The following is a 16,066-nucleotide window of genomic DNA, read 5'->3' as shown; positions in this document are numbered from 1 at the left end:
ACGATCATTAATGGAATAAAAATTTAATCCTTAAATTTTTTCATAAAATTACTGATGCTTTCTTCTAAATTTCCTTCGGATATGGCTTTAACGAAAGCTGTACCGATAATGGCACCGTTGGCATAAGAACAGGCCTTATCAAAAGTTTGTTTATCGCTGATCCCGAAGCCGATCATGGTTGGATTTTTAAGGTCCATTCCTTTGATACGGCTAAAATAAGCTTCAGTAGTATTACCCACTTCTAAGTTTTTACCTGTGGTAGCCGACGACGATAACAGATAAATAAATCCATTGGTTAAACCATCTATTTTACGAATACGCTCTTCAGCAGTTTGAGGGGTAATTAAAAATACATTGGCCAAGTTATGTTTTTCGAAGCAATCTTTATAAAACTCTTCATACTCCACCATTGGCAAATCTGGCACGATACAGCCATCTACGCCTACTTCAGCACAGGCCTCGCAAAATTTTTCTACGCCAAACTGCAAAACCGGATTTACGTAGCCCATTAATAAAACCGGGATGGTTACGTTTTTACGTAATTCTTTCAGCTGTTCGAAAAGCAGTTTAAGTGTCATACCCTGATCTAAAGATTGCTTGCTACTCGCCTGGATTACCGGTCCATCGGCAACAGGGTCCGAATAAGGAAAACCTATTTCCAGAATATCTGCGCCTGATTTTTGCAGTGCTTCCGCAATCTGAATGGTATCGCCAGTATTAGGATAACCGGCAGTATAATAAATTGATAATATATTTTTCTTCTCCCGGAAGAGTTGTTTAATTCTGTTCATTTTCTTTTGAGATGTGAGATTGGAGAGGTGAGATGTGAGATGATGACCGGGCAAGGAAATCTACTGTCTCATATCTCATGTCTCAAACCTATCTATAAATTAAAATATTTAATATAAGTATCCAGATCCTTATCGCCACGACCTGAAAGGCAAACCACCACATTTTCGCCACCTTTGAATTGCATTTTTTCTAAATAAGCCAGCGCATGCGCACTTTCTATCGCCGGAATAATGCCCTCCAGTTTGGTACACAATAAACCTGCTTCCAGACTTTCCTCGTCAGTAATGGAAACATATTGCCCGCGACCGGTTTTGAATAAATGTGCATGCTGTGGGCCAATGCCCGGATAATCCAATCCTGCAGAAACCGAATGAGGCTCTACCACCTGACCATCTGGTGTTTGCATTAAAATACTTCTACTGCCGTGTAAAACGCCTTCGTTGCCTAAGTAGGTTGTGGCTGCCGAAAATCCGCTTGATACACCTTTACCTGCTGCTTCAACAGCGATCAGCTTTACATTTTCATCATCCATAAAATGGTAGAACATGCCCATGGCATTACTGCCTCCGCCCACACAGGCTAAAACATAATCAGGCTGATCATTACCCGTTTGCTCCAACAGTTGTTTTTTGGTCTCTTCAGAGATGATCGACTGGAAAATCGCCACCATATCTGGATAAGGGTGCGGACCAACAACTGAACCGATAATGTAATGTGTATCCACAGGATTATTGATCCAGTCGCGCATGGCTTCATTGGTCGCATCTTTCAAAGTTTTACTACCCGAACTTGCCGGAACTACCTTTGCACCCAACATTTTCATTCGGGCCACATTTGGCGCCTGGCGCTCAATATCCACTTCACCCATATAAATCACGCACTCCAGGTTACGCAGTGCACACACCGTTGCTGTAGCTACCCCATGCTGACCGGCACCAGTTTCGGCGATAATCCGTTTTTTACCTAATTTTTCAGCTAATAAAATCTGCCCGATGGTATTGTTGATTTTATGCGCTCCGGTATGATTTAAGTCTTCCCTTTTTAAGAAGATATTGACTCCATACCTTTCCGAATATCTTTTTGCCAGATACAATGGCGAAGGGCGGCCAACGTAGTCTTTCAACAGCTGATGAAATTCCTTCTGGAAATCAGGGTCTGCAATGATCTTTAAATAATTCTGACGCAGTTCTTCTACATTCGGATAAAGCATTTCGGGAATGTACGCACCTCCAAAATCTCCGTAATATCCTTTTTCGTTTACTTTGTATTTCATAATATTTATCAACTCGTTTTTGTCACATTGAGCCTGTCGAAATGTTTTACTAAAATTCCTTCGACAGGCTCAGGATGACATTATTCGGTACTCATTTCTTTTATAAATTCTTTAATCTTTTCTGCATCTTTCACACCTGGTTCTGTTTCGAAACGGCTGTTAATATCTAACGCATATAAACGATCATCGTTTAGTTTTTTAATGGCAGCGGTATGTTCCAAATCAATTCCACCGCTTAAAAAATAGGGTTTTGTATAAGTGTATCGGTCCAAAACAGACCAATTAAATGTTTTTCCGGATCCACCATGTAATTTTGTTTTGGTGTCGAACAAGAAATGATCAATTGTACCTAAATAAGCTTCCAAAGCTGAAAAATCGAAATCTTCGTCTACCCCAAAAGCCTTAATTACTTCTACCATGGGAAAACTTAATTTTAATGCGCCACAATATTCAGAAGATTCGCTTCCATGTAACTGAACAGCCTTTAAGTTCAGTGTGTTTACTTTTTCTTTTACCGTTTCTAAATCCTCGTTCACAAAAACTCCAACAGTTTTAATTTGAGCAGGAATGTATCTGATCAGTTCTGCCGAAACCTCACTGATCAATCTTGGTGATTTTTGATAAAAGATAAAGCCCATGTAATCTGGCTGCAACTCAGCTACCGCAGCAATATTCGCGGCCAAACGCATTCCACAGATTTTTAACCTTAGCATGCCAGTAATTGTTTAAAACTGTGCAAAGCTTTTTTGTTCATGAGCGATTCTTCAGCTTCATAAAAACAATCGGCGAAAGACATTTCTGGTTTGATGGTCCGGATGGCTAATGCGGCATTGCACAATACTACATTCGTCTGCACGTCAGTCGCCTCGCCATTAAGCACATCCATAAATATTTTAGCTGATGATGCTACGGTATCACCTCCTTTAATAGCATTTACGTCTACTTTTTCAAATCCCATATCGTTGAGTGTTAAAATCTGCTCTCCTTTATTCGAAAAGGTTTTCACATCGCAGGTAAGCGAAACCTCATCATAGCCCTCCAGTGCATGCACAATGGTATAACTTTTATCGGTATCCTGGTATAAATAAGCATATAAACGGGCCAGTTCTAAACTAAAAACACCTACCATCTGGTATTTAGGCTGCCCGGGATTAACCATAGGTCCCAGCATATTAAAAAATGTTTTTACCCCGAGTTCTTTACGGATCGGTGCTACAATTTTCATGGCTGGATTAAAAAGCGGTGCGTGCAAAAAGCAAATGCCCGCAGCATCAAGATTGCGCTTTAAAGTAGCTTCATCATTGGTAAAGCTATAGCCCAGGTATTCCATTACATTTGATGATCCGCAGCCCGAAGAAACCCCATAGTTGCCATGCTTGGCTACATGATGCCCCGCCCCGCTACTACAAATGAAGATAAGGTGGAAATATTGAAAGTATCTTTGCCATCACCTCCTGTACCACAAAGATCAATGAGGTTATAACCGGAAAGATCTACCTTTAGGCACATGTCCAGCATGGCATCTCTAAAGCCCTGCAGTTCCTGCACGGTAATGTTCCGCATGGCATAAGCCGTAATAAAAGCAGCAATTTGCGAAGAATTAAATGCACCTTCTGAAATGGAAATTAAAATGTTCTTTGCCTCTTCCCTGCTAAAGCTCTTGTTCTCAAATAAATGGTTTAATATCTTTTTCATGTTTTGTATTCCGCTGGTTGTGTCTCCACAAACCATTTATGTTTATTCTGGTTCGTGGTGACACAAACCATGCGACGTTTAAAAAAAAATTGCATAAAAAAAGGATTGCTTTTCAGGCAATCCTCTTCGTTGTGTTTAAAATATTTTAAAATATATAACAATAGAATCTGCCTAACGAATTTCGTTATGCCACCACCAATTGTTATTTAAGTTTTTAATGATCATGTTTGTATAAAGCAAATATTGACATAGTTTTTTAATATTCCAAAATCTTTCTAAAATATATGGTTTTCTTTAAAAGAAAAGTACAGTTTAATGATGATCTGGGTTTCGGATCCAATCCGGTAACGAAAAATCAGCGCATGCTAAACCCGGATGGTTCTGCAAATATTGAGCGTACGGGCCTGCCCTGGTTTAAGTTCGATGATACCTACACACGTCTGGTCACCATGAGCTGGCCAAGGTTTTTCTTCGTTATTCTGATTGCCTACCTTATTGTGAATACCATATTTGCAGTATTATATAATGTTGTTGGAATCGAGAATTTAGAAGGCGCTAAAGGTTTAACGCTGCGCGATCAGTTTTTTGATGCCTTTTTCTTTTCTGCTCAAACCATTTCTACGGTGGGTTATGGCCATATTTCTCCACAGGGGTTTATTACGAGTATTCTGGCTGCTTTCGAGAGTATGCTGGGCCTGCTCGCTTTTGCATTGGCAACAGGTTTGTTGTATGGCCGTTTTAGCAGACCTACCTCAAAAGTGAACTTCAGTAAAAAAATGGTAATTGCACCTTATGAAAAAGGCCATGGTTTAATGTGCCGTTTGGTTAACTTACGCCGTAATCAGCTTATCGAGGTGGAGGTACAGATGGTGATGTCGTACAATGAAACCGTTGATGGCAAACAAATAAGAAGGTTTTACCCTTTGGCGCTGGAACGTGATAAAATCGGCATCCTGTCATTAAACTGGACTTTAGTACACCCTATTACAGAAGACAGTCCTTTATACGAAAAATCGTTAACGGAACTACAACAGGCAGAGGTCGAAGTTTTCGTTATGCTTAAGGCATTTGATGATACATTTTCCCAAACCATTCATACGCGCACGAGCTATCAGGATGAAGATATAGAAATGGATGCAAAGTTCGAAAAAATGCATTACCATAATGAAGAAGGTAAAATAGTAATGGATTATAGTAAGCTGGATAAGATTACGCGAACGGTATAACGGTCTCTTTTGTTTAAAAGATTCTTTTCTTTTTTGGAAAGCAGGGTACGGTGCCAGTCGGTTATGATAGCCCCGCCATACGCTGCAATCTTTTTGTTGTGCTATCATCATCCTGAGGCACGAATCTGCTGCATAGGCTGCAGACCATAGGATATTCGGGTTTACTGCCAACAAAAAGGATTTCCGCTGCTGTCAGGTTTAGGTGTGTTGGGTTGGTACAATAAATAACCACTCCGCCTTATAGGCACCCCTCCAACGGAAGGGAATTAAAAAATGATCTGGAAGTGTCAGCTTTAACAGCAAAGCGGCAAGAAAATTTACAAATCTTACGAAGATGTCTTTTGTATAAAATCCAAAATATCCTTATACAACTGATTTCCACCAAAAATCATCTGACTGATCATCGGTACATGGCTTTTGCCCTTAATTTCTTTTATCTCTACAGGCACATGGTTCGCCTTAAGCTTTTCATATAACCTCGGCGTTTGTAATTTAATGGCACCATATGTTTTACTACCATAAAAGAGTAAATGTGGATTTTTAATATTGTTTATATAAGCTAAGGGTGAGGCACTTTTCCAAACCGCAGGCCGTTCCGTAAAGGTCCGGATGAAATCGAAATAAAAATGGTCTTTTTCGGCTGTGGTTAAATATTCTTCCATATCCAGTCCGAAGGGATCATTCAGGATTACACCTTTAATTGGATTAGATATCCCAGCCTTATTAAAATATTTAGAATCTGCATTGATCAATTCAGCCAGATGCGCCCCTGCAGAATGTCCCATTACAAAAATCTGCTCTGCACTTCCGGTAAAATCGGCAATATGTTCTTTAACCCATTTTACAGCTAAAGCACAATCATTGCCCATCTCTCCATACTGAACATTCGGTGCCAAAGGATAATTAATAATGACCGTAACCACACCTTTGCGTGCAAAATTCCTGCCTAGCCACCAATACGTTTCTTTTTTACCACTGCTCCACGAGCCACCATGAATGAAAATTAAGACGGGTTTATTTTTGACATGATCGTTTTTATAAAAAATATTCAGCGTATTGGCTTCATCGGTGTTGCTGGCATAATTTATATTTTTTACCTTTTTAACTTGTGCAGCAGAAAGTAACGTTTGAAACAAGAGCATTAATAAAACAACGTATTTGTACATCATAAAGGTTTTCCAACTCAACAGTTAATAAACGAAATAGTTGCGGGTGTGGATTTATTGATAGTATCAGGTATTGAGTATCAGGTATTGAGTATCAGGTATCGAGTATCTAGTATCAAGACATAATCAACTTACGCACTTAAACCTTACGTCTTAAACCGTCTACCTTAAGCCTTTATCAACGGATTCTTTTCTTTCGCAAACAAATCAAATACCTTTTTATCTACAAAAGCCGGAAACAGTTTGTTCATCCATACTGCCAGTTTGCCTTGTCTGGTCATCACCAAAGTGCGTTTGCGTTGTTCAATGCCATCGGCAATTATGCCGGCCACTTCTTCCGATGTCATCATTTTACCTTCATCCATACTGGTTTCGCCGTGTGCTGCGCCATCTTTAGCTAAGGCCGTTACCCGGATATTCGAAGCCGTAAACCCTGGACAAGCCACCATTACATTTACTCCGGTTTTGAGCAATTCGGTACGTAAAGACTCCATAAAACCATTCATGGCAAACTTAGACGCCGAATAACCTGTACGGCCAGGCAAACCACGGTAACCCGCAATAGACGATACGCCCACCACTGTTCCCTTTGTTTTTAAAATTTCAGGAAGTGCGTATTTGGTACAATATACTGTTCCCCAAAAGTTTACATCCATCAGGTTTTTAAGCACTGATAAATCCAGATCGTTAAACAGGGCTCGCATCGATAATCCGGCATTATTTATCAGAATATCAATTCTCTGAAAAGAAACAAGGGTTTGTTTTATGATGAGTTCGCAATCATCCTCTTTACTCACATCGGCTTGTACCGCAACCGCTCTGATGCCATATTTTCTCTCTAAATCAGCAGTAATTTCGCAAAGGGTAACGTATTGACGGGCAGCTAAAACCAGATTGGCCCCACGCCTGGCAAATTCTTCCGCGCAGGCTTTTCCAATTCCGCTTGATGCCCCGGTAATGATAATTACTTTATTTTTTAGGTTCATTTGTAGTAGTGAGTATTAAGTGTTAAGTAGTAAGTATTGAGTATTAAGTATCGGTATCAAGAAAAAGGTAAATGATAAGTCCCAATATGTGATTTTATGCCTGATGCCTGCTACTTTATACCTAATGCTAATTATTTCATCATTGCAGTTTCGTAAGGTACGCGGGTAATGATCGATCGGCCCAGGGTAATTTCATCGGCATATTCTAGTTCGCCTCCGAAAGCAATTCCACGTGCAATGGTGGTTACCGGTACATTAAATTCTTTCAGCCTTTTATAGAGATAGAACAAGGTGGTATCTCCTTCCATATTCGGACTGAGCGCCAAAATCACTTCTTTGATCCCTCCTGCTGTCATCCTGGCTACCAAACCATCAATAAACAGATCAGAAGGCCCTACTCCATCCATTGGCGAAATTAAACCACCTAAAACATGGTAAACCCCAAAATATTGTCCGGTATTTTCAATAGCCATCACATCACGCGTATCTTCTACCACACAAATGGTTTCTTTATCCCGTTTATGGGATGTACAGATTTCACAAATTGAGTAATCCGAAATATTATGGCAGGTACTGCAGTGTTTAATCTGTTGTTTAAGTTTTATAAACGTATTACCAAACTGATTTACCTCCTCCTGCTCCTTATTTAAAAGATATAATACCAAACGTAAAGCTGTCTTTTGCCCTACCCCAGGAAGTTTTGAGAATTCGTTTACCGCATCTTCTAGCAGTTTGGATGAAAAATTCATAGTGCAAAAATAGATAAAAAGGTTCATTGGTTCAATAGTGAATGGTCATTGGTCAATAGTTTATTGGTCAATAGTCCATAGTAAATGGTAACTGCAAATTGCCAACTTAAAACTGGATATTGGTTCATTTGTCAATAGTGAATAGTTCATTGGTCCATAGTAAATGGTAACTGCAAATTGCCAACTGAAAACTGGATATTGATTCATTGGTCAATAGTCCATAGCGAGTGGTAACTGCAAATTGCCAACTGAAAACTGCAAATGGCTATCATGCACTTTGACTTCTGACTTCCGACTCCGGACTAATAACATATTGCTTGATTTGATAGTTTTCTTTACATTTATCAGCTTAAATCAAAAATATGTCACCAACCATTCTCTTGTGTTTTCTAATTGGCTACTTTCTGCTACTGATTATCATTTCGTTTGTAACTTCTCAAAAATCCTCAGACAACAGCACCTTCTTTGTTGCCAACAGAAATTCTAAATGGTACCTGGTGGCATTCGGCATGATTGGAACAGCACTATCGGGTGTTACCTTTATTTCGGTACCCGGAGAAGTTGGTGCACCTAGCGGAAACCAGTTTCAATATTTTCAGTTTGTGCTGGGTAACGCAGTTGGTTTTATCATTATAGCTACCGTTTTACTGCCGCTTTACTATCGGATGAACTTAACCTCTATTTATGGTTACATTGAGAAGAGATTAGGCCATTACAGCTACAAAACAGCTGCCTCAATATTTCTACTGAGCCGAACTTTAGGATCAGCAACCCGACTATACCTCGTCGTAATCGTATTGCAACGTTTTATTTTCGACAGCTATGGTGTTCCATTCTGGTTAACGGTACTCATTTCGTTGGCGTTGATATGGTCTTACACATTTAAAGGTGGATTAAAAACCATTATTATTACTGATACATTGCAGACCTTCTTTCTTGTGCTTTCAGTTTTTCTCACCATTTATTTTATTTGCAACAGTCTTGATTTCAATATTCCACAGGCATTTGAAACTGTAAAAAACAGCAGCTATTCTAAAATATTCTTCTTCGATGATTTCCTCATTAATAAGTTCTATTTCAGCAAACAGTTTATCGGTGGTATTTTTGTAACCATTGCCATGACAGGCCTTGATCAGGACCTGATGCAGAAAAACCTGAGTATGGGAACCATCCAGGAAGCGAAAAAAAATATGTTCACCTTTACCGGCGTGTTTGTCATCTTAAATATTTTCTTCTTAAGTGTCGGTGCATTATTATACATCTATGCGAGTAAAAATGGTATTGATATTCCTTTAGATCACGTTACAGGTAAACCTCGTACGGATTTATTGTTCCCTGAAATCGCATTGAACAACTTAGGCTCCGTTCCGGCTATTATCTTTATGCTGGGCTTAACCGCAGCTACCTTTGCCACAACAGATTCGGCGCTAACGGCTTTAACCACTTCGTTCTGCGTAGACTTTCTGGGCATGGCTAAAGCAGAAAATGTAAATGCCGAAAATGCTGTAAAAAAACGTCATACGGTACACATTGTTTTTTCTGTTTTGATGTTCCTGGTGATTATTGTAATCAATGCTTTGAACAGTTCATCAGTTGTGAGCTTAATTTTCACCATTGCTTCTTATACATACGGACCGCTTTTGGGCTTATATAGTTTTGGGCTTTTTGTAAAAAAACGCGGTCTGCATGATAAATTAGTGCCAATAGTTTGCTTATTATCACCTTTTTTATGTTACTTGCTTGCAAGCAATTCTGCTGAAATATTAGGAGGATATGTTTTTAGTGTTGAACTGATTTTAATCAACGGTTTAATCACATTTATAGGTTTGTTATTTATCAGCAAAAAAACTGATGCACAGACCAGATTTTAATATTAGAATAACAGTATATGACGAGTGAAGAAAAAATTAGAAGTGCTTTTGAGAACAAAGACTGGCAGGAAATCAAAGTAACCGATTCCTGGCAAATTTTTAAAATCATGGCCGAATTTGTAGACGGCTTTGAAAAACTAGCTAAAATTGGTCCATGTGTTACCATTTATGGCTCTGCGCGTACGGCTCAAACAAACCGATACTATCAACTGGCAGAACAGTGTGGTAAATTGTTAACTGATAGAGGTTATGGTGTAATTACGGGCGGTGGACCTGGCATTATGGAAGCCGGTAACAAGGGTGCCCATACCAATGGCGGTAAATCGGTAGGTTTGAACATAGAGTTACCATTTGAGCAATTCCATAATAAATATATTGATCATAATAAATTGCTGGAGTTTGATTATTTCTTTGTCCGCAAAGTAATGTTTATGAAATATAGCCAGGGTTTTGTGGTATTACCAGGTGGTTTTGGAACTATGGATGAGTTATTTGAAGCCCTAACCCTGATCCAGACCGGCAAAATTGCCCGTTTCCCGATTGTGCTGGTAGGCGTTGATTATTGGGGTGGACTAATCGACTGGATTAAAGGAACTATGTTACAAAAAGAGCATAATATCCATGAAGAGGATTTAAACCTGTTCAGACTGGTTGATACTGCCGAAGAGGCTGCAGAACATATTTTCCGTTTTTACGATAAATATGTGCTTAAACCAAATTTCTAATTTATTGGTTAACCGTTACAATTGGTTAACTGCCAATTGAAAACTGAAAACTGCCAACTGAAAAGTGCTTACCAACAATAGGCACTTTTTTTTATGTAACAACTCTAAACCTCCTGCATCTAAAATAAAACACAATTAAAATGTCAAAATTGATCAACTGGAAGAGCGATTGGTTTAATGGAAATTTTAAACTCTTTGCAGATGGGCTTCAGAAAGGGGCCATAACTTTTGGAGTTTGGACGAGCAGTGCTGAAAGTGTGTTTGAAGATCAAAATTATCAGTTTGTAAGTGAGGGATTCTGGCAATCAAGCACGAAGGTAATCGACCGGAAAACGAGTGAAGTGATCGCTGTTATTACGTACGATAGCTGGAAATCAAAAGCATTAATCAGCCTGACAAACGGAAAACAATATGAATGGAAATCAACAGGCATCTGGAAATCACAATGGACCGTAAGTAATTATCAGGATGAACACATTATGTACACTTGTAGTAACAATAGTGGGGTAATATCTTCAGATACGGATAATAAATTACTGATGATTGCGGGGCTATTTGTTAAACAGGTTTACAACAGGCAGCTCTTTATTCTGATCGCCTGCATCGTTCCGATCATTACGACATCAACACTTCGTCATCATTAGGATTTTTAATAAAATTCTTTGGACTGAATAAGCACGCTAAATAAAGATCATATGCTATTAATTATCAGATGATTAACACCATATTAATAAAGTTTTTACTGAACCAATTTCCTTATTTTTGTTTCGAAAATGCTTTATATCGTACTGGATTTGATCAAGGTACATTTCAAAAATGTCAGTAGTTATATCGACTTTATTCTTTCAGGAATACCAGCCCCACATACCTGATTAATGGTTTAGCACCGAAGTATTGACAGGCATTTATCTTTCAGTTTTTAAAAACCGTTCATCGTTTAACTTTCAATATTGATCGTGAGGCGAACCTAAGGGTATTTACAGTAAAAATTCGATAACTTTTCAATCAAGGCTACGGCCGATTTAAAAATATCTTTTTATCGCTTCCAGCATTTCAGCAGTTAATTTTCCATTGGTGGCTAAAATTTCTCTTTTCTCAAAGTATTCATTGCCTCCCGAGAAATCGTACACTTCTCCGCCAGCTTGCTGAACAATGAAACACCCGGCTGCAAAATCCCATTGCTGCAGATTATATTCAAAAAATGCATCGAAACGTCCGCAGGCAGTATATACCAGATCTATAGCTGCCGCACCAATCCTACGCACTCCGTGGCTTTTCTGCATCATTTCAGCTAATAATTTTAAGTATTTTTCTTGTTTATCAAACTGATAATATGGGAAACCCGTAGCCAGCAGACTTGACTTTAAATCTGGATTGCCGGAAACCCTAATTTCCTTTTTATTCATCAGAGCAGGTCCACCTTTATAAGAATAAAACATCTCTCCCCGATTTAACTCGTAAACCACACCTATTGCGGGTAGCCCATCTTCATAAAGCGCTACACTAATGCCATAGGCCGGGATGCCATGAATAAAGTTCGTTGTACCATCTAAGGGATCAATGATCCAGGTATAGGTTTTCCCAATGCGGTTCATGGTTTTTTCTTCGGTGATAAAACCTGCATCAGGAATTAATTTTTCCAGATTTTGAACAAGTTTCTGCTCTGCTGTTTTATCAACATAAGAAACCATATCATTTAATCCTTTATATTCTATTTTCTGAACATCAAACTGCATGGCTTCTTTGCGGATGAAATTTCCGGTAAGCTTAACAATCGAGATCACTTTATTGCACAGTAATTCGTAATTCATAATTATTTAACAACAGAATAATGCTGTTGTTGGATTTTAATTGAATTTATCAGGTTCTTATTGGGCTAATTGGTTCTTGTTCCGCAAAGCATAAGCACTTAATGCAATGCCACCCACAACAAGAAAAGTTGAAATCATTTCTGCCTGTGTAAAAGATAAGCCAAAAACATGGTACTTGGAGTTTACACGAATCAACTCAATACAAAAACGTTCCACACCGTTCAAGATCATGTAAATACCAAACATTAAACCAGGCGCTTTTATTTTATCCCTTATACTCCACAGAAAGGCGAAAAGGATTAAACATATAATCACTTCGTAAAGCGGTGTCGGATACACGCCTTGTGCCAATTCGTTACAAAACTTACCGGTACAGCCTGGAATGGGAATACCCTCGCCTACCACATTGTTTGGATATTTGTAAGACCATAACCAATCCGGCAGCCAGGAGAACGGTTTTGGGTTAGGATTTACAATGCCCCAGTCGCCATCACCTGCCATATGGCAGCCAATACGACCAACTGCATAAGCCAGCATCATGCCGGGTCCACCTACGTCCAACATATGTAAGGGTTTAATGCCGTTTCGCTTTGCAATGATCAATACCGCTGCACCACCGCAGATTAAGCCACCATAAAAGGTTAAACCGCTAAACGATAATAAGCGTTCTATAGGATGTTGAACAAAATCATCCCAATATTCCAGATTATCAAAAAATTTCGCTCCTAAAAATCCCCAGATAGCCGCCCATACAATCAGGTTACTCATGATCTGATATGGGTGGATGATTACCTGTGTTTCTTTTGGTTTATCTAATTTATGCTTATTCTTTTCGGTATAATCCCAGTAAGCAAATAAGCCAGCAAAAAACAAACCACCAATTATATTTCCCTGGGTCGACATTAAAACCGACTGGGCATCATTTACAAAAAGTTTATAGTTCAGTAATGCGTAAACCAGCTTGTAACCGATAACAAAGCCAAAAAGGCCGTTCATAATCAATTCTGACGTGGTTGCGGGCTTACCCACTATAATGGTCTTTTTAATTGGATGGAGTATGCCTAATGCTTCTTTACGTTTAAGCTCTTTGGTAAAAGCCCAGTAACCGGCAACAAACGCGAGCGCCACAAAAACACCGAATGTATTAAATGGAAGCGGTAAATTAATGCCGAAAAGGTATTCTAAAAAATGTGAAACGGTAGGAAACATAGAAATATTTTGTTGCGAAGATAGGAAAGAAAGAGTAAAGACCAAAGTGGAAAGACTGATGTTCAAAGACGAAGGCTAAAAGACTAATAATTAATGGAACACGGTATTTCTATCCCATCGTCCATTTTTTACATCGTCCATTTTACACCTTAACGTCAAAAGATTCTTCACTGCGTTCAGAATGACAGTAAAAGATATTTGACAGAAACTTCAGACTAAGGACTGAGGACTAAACTAATGATGTGCCAGCGTAGTTTCCAATTCGGCTACTTCCACTTCTCCGTCGGCAGTAATCCCTAAAAGCTTAACCGCTTTCAATTCGTTTACCATAACCGGATCGTATTTTGCCCGCACTTTTACGTAATTTTTGGTAAAACCGTGCATATAACCAGATTTCTGATCTGCTTCAAAAAGTACTTCTCCTTCATTACCAATCTGCGATTCGTAGAAAGCCCTACGTTTTTTATCAGATAAGATATGAAGCATTTTACTGCGTTCATTCCGTTCACTTCCGGCTACAACACCTTTCATTTCGGCCGCTGCTGTCAGCTCACGTTCAGAATAAGTAAATACATGCAGATAAGAAATATCCAGTTGATTTAAAAATTGATAGGTATCCAAAAAATCTTCTTTCGTTTCGCCGGGGAATCCTACAATTACATCCACACCAATACAACAGTCTGGCATTACCTCCTTAATTTTAGCAACACGTTCTACATACAGATCACTCCGGTAACGGCGTCGCATTAATCCCAAAATTTTATCAGAGCCAGACTGTAAAGGAATATGAAAATGCGGAACAAACCTTTTTGAAGTGGCTACAAATTCGATAATTTCGTTGCTTAATAAATTTGGTTCAATAGAGGATATCCTAATTCTTTCAATTCCTTCCACTTCATCCAGGGCCTTAACCAGGTCGAAAAACTTGTCTTCGCGTTTCCCGTTTCTGATTCCGAAATCGCCAAGATTTACACCCGTTAATACAATTTCTTTAACACCGCTTTCGGCAATCATTTTAGCACGGTTTACCACATTTTCAATGGTATCGCTACGGCTTGCACCGCGTGCTAAAGGAATGGTACAATAAGTACACGGATAATCGCAGCCATCCTGCACTTTTAAAAAGGTACGCGTTCTATCGCCAATTGAATAGGATGCAATAAAGTTATGGTTAACTTTCTCTATATTCTGCTGATGAACAAGCGCTTTTGGCTGTTTTGTTAAATCAGTAATGTATTCAACAATTCTGAATTTTTCAGCCGCACCTAAAACCATGTCAACACCTTCTATTTCGGCAATTTCCTGAGGTTTTAACTGGGCGTAACAACCTACAATGGTTACAAAGGCATTTGGCGAATACTTTAAAGCCTCTTTAACAACTTTACGGCACTTTTTATCCGCATGTTCAGTTACAGAACAGGTATTTATTACATAAACATCAGCCTGGTCCTGAAATTCTACCACAACATAACCGGCATCGGTAAACAAGCGACCGATGGTTGAAGTCTCAGAGAAATTGAGTTTACAACCTAATGTATAAAATGCGACCTTTTTCATTGAAGCTGCAAAGATAGGAAATTAGATTTGAGTATGGAGATATGGAATTCGAGATTAAGGGTAAATTACAGTCTATTAACAAAGTAGTTGGCAATTTTAAGTTTTCAGTTGACTACAAACTGAGAATTGCAAACTGAAAACTATTTCTCCTGCCACCGGTAGCTATCCTGCTCGAAACCCGCCAAATCCAATACCCTACTCACTACCGTTCCGGCAACCTCTTCTATCGTTTGGGGTAAACTGTAAAATGATGGGTTAGCCGGACAAATAATGCCTCCAGCTTCAGTAATCATTTTCATATTGTTAATGTGAATCAGGCTAAATGGGGTATCTCTTACTACAGCTATTAATTTTCTGCGTTCTTTTAACACCACATCTGCCGCTCTGGAAATTAAGTCGTTGGATATTCCATGCGCTATCCTGCCCAAGGTACCCATAGAGCAAGGGACAATTATCATGGTATCATATTTAGCCGATCCTGAGGCAAAAGGTGCATTGAAATCATTTTTGTTATAAAAGGTAAACGCTGTAAACTGGTTATAATCCTGATTTCCCAGTTCGAATTGCCAAACTGCTTTTGCATTATCACTCATCACTATGCCTACTGCCTCTATCTGGTCTCTTAATTTCAGCAACTGATCAAACAAGACCTTTGCATATATCGAACCGCTGGCACCTGTAACGGCAACAATTACTTTCTTTTTCATCATAACCACAAAAGTAGTTTATCTAAACTGATTAAAACAAAAAAGGGCCAGAACAATGTTCTGACCCTACATCTACCTATGAAAAACATACCCTCGAAAGGGTAAGAACAAATATATATAATTTTTTAAAAAAATATAAACAAGAAACGCGAAATCGTTTAAATCAGCCAATTAGCTTTAAATTTAATCACAAACAACTGATTTACAGGATAATAATTTTAAATAAATTTGCTTAAAAACTTTTTAACAACTTAAAAAGACACTTTTTTTATTAAAATTGACAATAATTTTGTAGTATA

The 16,066-nt window shown here is 38.7% G+C and carries 14 protein-coding genes and 1 pseudogene; 4 read left to right on the top strand and 11 right to left on the bottom strand.

All coding sequences use genetic code 11. The features are described from left to right. Positions 1-23: 23 nt before the first annotated feature. The 4 genes and pseudogenes from trpA to trpD form a co-directional block, all read right to left on the bottom strand. Entirely contained in the window at positions 24-791 is a 768-nt protein-coding gene (trpA, locus tag DV942_RS22835) for a tryptophan synthase subunit alpha (protein ID WP_145861354.1), read from the bottom strand. A 92-nt stretch (positions 792-883) separates the two neighbouring features. Further along, a complete protein-coding gene (trpB, locus tag DV942_RS22830; protein WP_186462379.1) occupies positions 884-2,065 on the bottom strand; it encodes a tryptophan synthase subunit beta in 1,182 nt (393 codons plus the stop codon). Between the two features lie 80 nt (positions 2,066-2,145). After that, the gene (locus tag DV942_RS22825) at positions 2,146-2,778 is read right to left on the bottom strand and encodes a phosphoribosylanthranilate isomerase (RefSeq protein WP_244950779.1); all 633 of its coding nucleotides are present in this window, start codon (positions 2,776-2,778) and stop codon (positions 2,146-2,148) included. Further along, positions 2,772-3,760 (bottom strand): annotated as a pseudogene (trpD, locus tag DV942_RS22820) (anthranilate phosphoribosyltransferase). Before trpD ends, DV942_RS22825 begins: the two are co-directional and overlap by 7 nt. Before the next feature lie 284 nt (positions 3,761-4,044). On the opposite strand from trpD, the gene DV942_RS22815 reads away from it, so the two are divergent. After that, positions 4,045-4,986: an ion channel gene (locus tag DV942_RS22815; protein ID WP_090987679.1), complete on the top strand. Its 942-nt coding sequence runs from the start codon at positions 4,045-4,047 to the stop codon at positions 4,984-4,986. Positions 4,987-5,312: 326 nt separating this feature from the next. On the opposite strand, the gene DV942_RS22810 is transcribed toward DV942_RS22815, so the two are convergent. From DV942_RS22810 to recR, 3 genes are all read right to left on the bottom strand, one after another. Further along, the gene (locus DV942_RS22810; protein WP_244950778.1) at positions 5,313-6,155 is read right to left on the bottom strand and encodes an alpha/beta hydrolase; all 843 of its coding nucleotides are present in this window, start codon (positions 6,153-6,155) and stop codon (positions 5,313-5,315) included. A 164-nt stretch (positions 6,156-6,319) separates the two neighbouring features. Continuing rightward, positions 6,320-7,138: an SDR family oxidoreductase gene (locus tag DV942_RS22805; RefSeq protein WP_145861352.1), complete on the bottom strand. Its 819-nt coding sequence runs from the start codon at positions 7,136-7,138 to the stop codon at positions 6,320-6,322. A 131-nt stretch (positions 7,139-7,269) separates the two neighbouring features. Continuing rightward, a complete protein-coding gene (gene recR / locus DV942_RS22800; protein ID WP_145861350.1) occupies positions 7,270-7,887 on the bottom strand; it encodes a recombination mediator RecR in 618 nt (205 codons plus the stop codon). A 362-nt stretch (positions 7,888-8,249) separates the two neighbouring features. On the opposite strand from recR, the gene DV942_RS22795 reads away from it, so the two are divergent. The 3 genes from DV942_RS22795 to DV942_RS22785 all read left to right on the top strand — a co-directional run bounded on the left by DV942_RS22795 (position 8,250) and on the right by DV942_RS22785 (position 11,127). Next, a complete protein-coding gene (locus DV942_RS22795; protein ID WP_090987671.1) occupies positions 8,250-9,758 on the top strand; it encodes a sodium:solute symporter in 1,509 nt (502 codons plus the stop codon). A gap of 17 nt (positions 9,759-9,775) precedes the next feature. Further along, positions 9,776-10,483: an LOG family protein gene (locus tag DV942_RS22790; protein ID WP_090987668.1), complete on the top strand. Its 708-nt coding sequence runs from the start codon at positions 9,776-9,778 to the stop codon at positions 10,481-10,483. Between the two features lie 140 nt (positions 10,484-10,623). Beyond that, positions 10,624-11,127 carry a hypothetical protein gene (locus DV942_RS22785; RefSeq protein ID WP_145861348.1) on the top strand — a complete coding sequence of 168 codons (504 nt, stop codon included), beginning with the start codon at positions 10,624-10,626 and terminating at the stop codon, positions 11,125-11,127. 378 nt (positions 11,128-11,505) lie between these two features. On the opposite strand, the gene DV942_RS22780 is transcribed toward DV942_RS22785, so the two are convergent. From DV942_RS22780 to DV942_RS22765, 4 genes are all read right to left on the bottom strand, one after another. After that, positions 11,506-12,294: an inositol monophosphatase family protein gene (locus DV942_RS22780; RefSeq protein ID WP_145861346.1), complete on the bottom strand. Its 789-nt coding sequence runs from the start codon at positions 12,292-12,294 to the stop codon at positions 11,506-11,508. A 57-nt stretch (positions 12,295-12,351) separates the two neighbouring features. Continuing rightward, positions 12,352-13,503: a prolipoprotein diacylglyceryl transferase gene (locus DV942_RS22775; RefSeq protein ID WP_145861344.1), complete on the bottom strand. Its 1,152-nt coding sequence runs from the start codon at positions 13,501-13,503 to the stop codon at positions 12,352-12,354. 234 nt (positions 13,504-13,737) lie between these two features. After that, complete coding sequence (gene mtaB / locus DV942_RS22770; RefSeq protein ID WP_145861340.1) at positions 13,738-15,060, bottom strand: tRNA (N(6)-L-threonylcarbamoyladenosine(37)-C(2))-methylthiotransferase MtaB; 1,323 nt, start codon at positions 15,058-15,060, stop codon at positions 13,738-13,740. A gap of 140 nt (positions 15,061-15,200) precedes the next feature. Further along, on the bottom strand, positions 15,201-15,770 hold the full coding sequence (locus DV942_RS22765; RefSeq protein WP_145861338.1) for a UbiX family flavin prenyltransferase: 570 nt from the start codon (positions 15,768-15,770) through the stop codon (positions 15,201-15,203). Between the last annotated feature and the right edge of the window lie 296 nt (positions 15,771-16,066).

Origin of the sequence: Pedobacter suwonensis, assembly GCF_007833675.1 — a bacterium.
In the GTDB taxonomy this organism is placed as follows: Bacteria; Bacteroidota; Bacteroidia; order Sphingobacteriales; family Sphingobacteriaceae; genus Pedobacter; species Pedobacter suwonensis.
The sequence above is the reverse complement of the archived record's forward strand: the minus strand, read 5'-3'. Positions and strand labels throughout refer to the sequence as shown.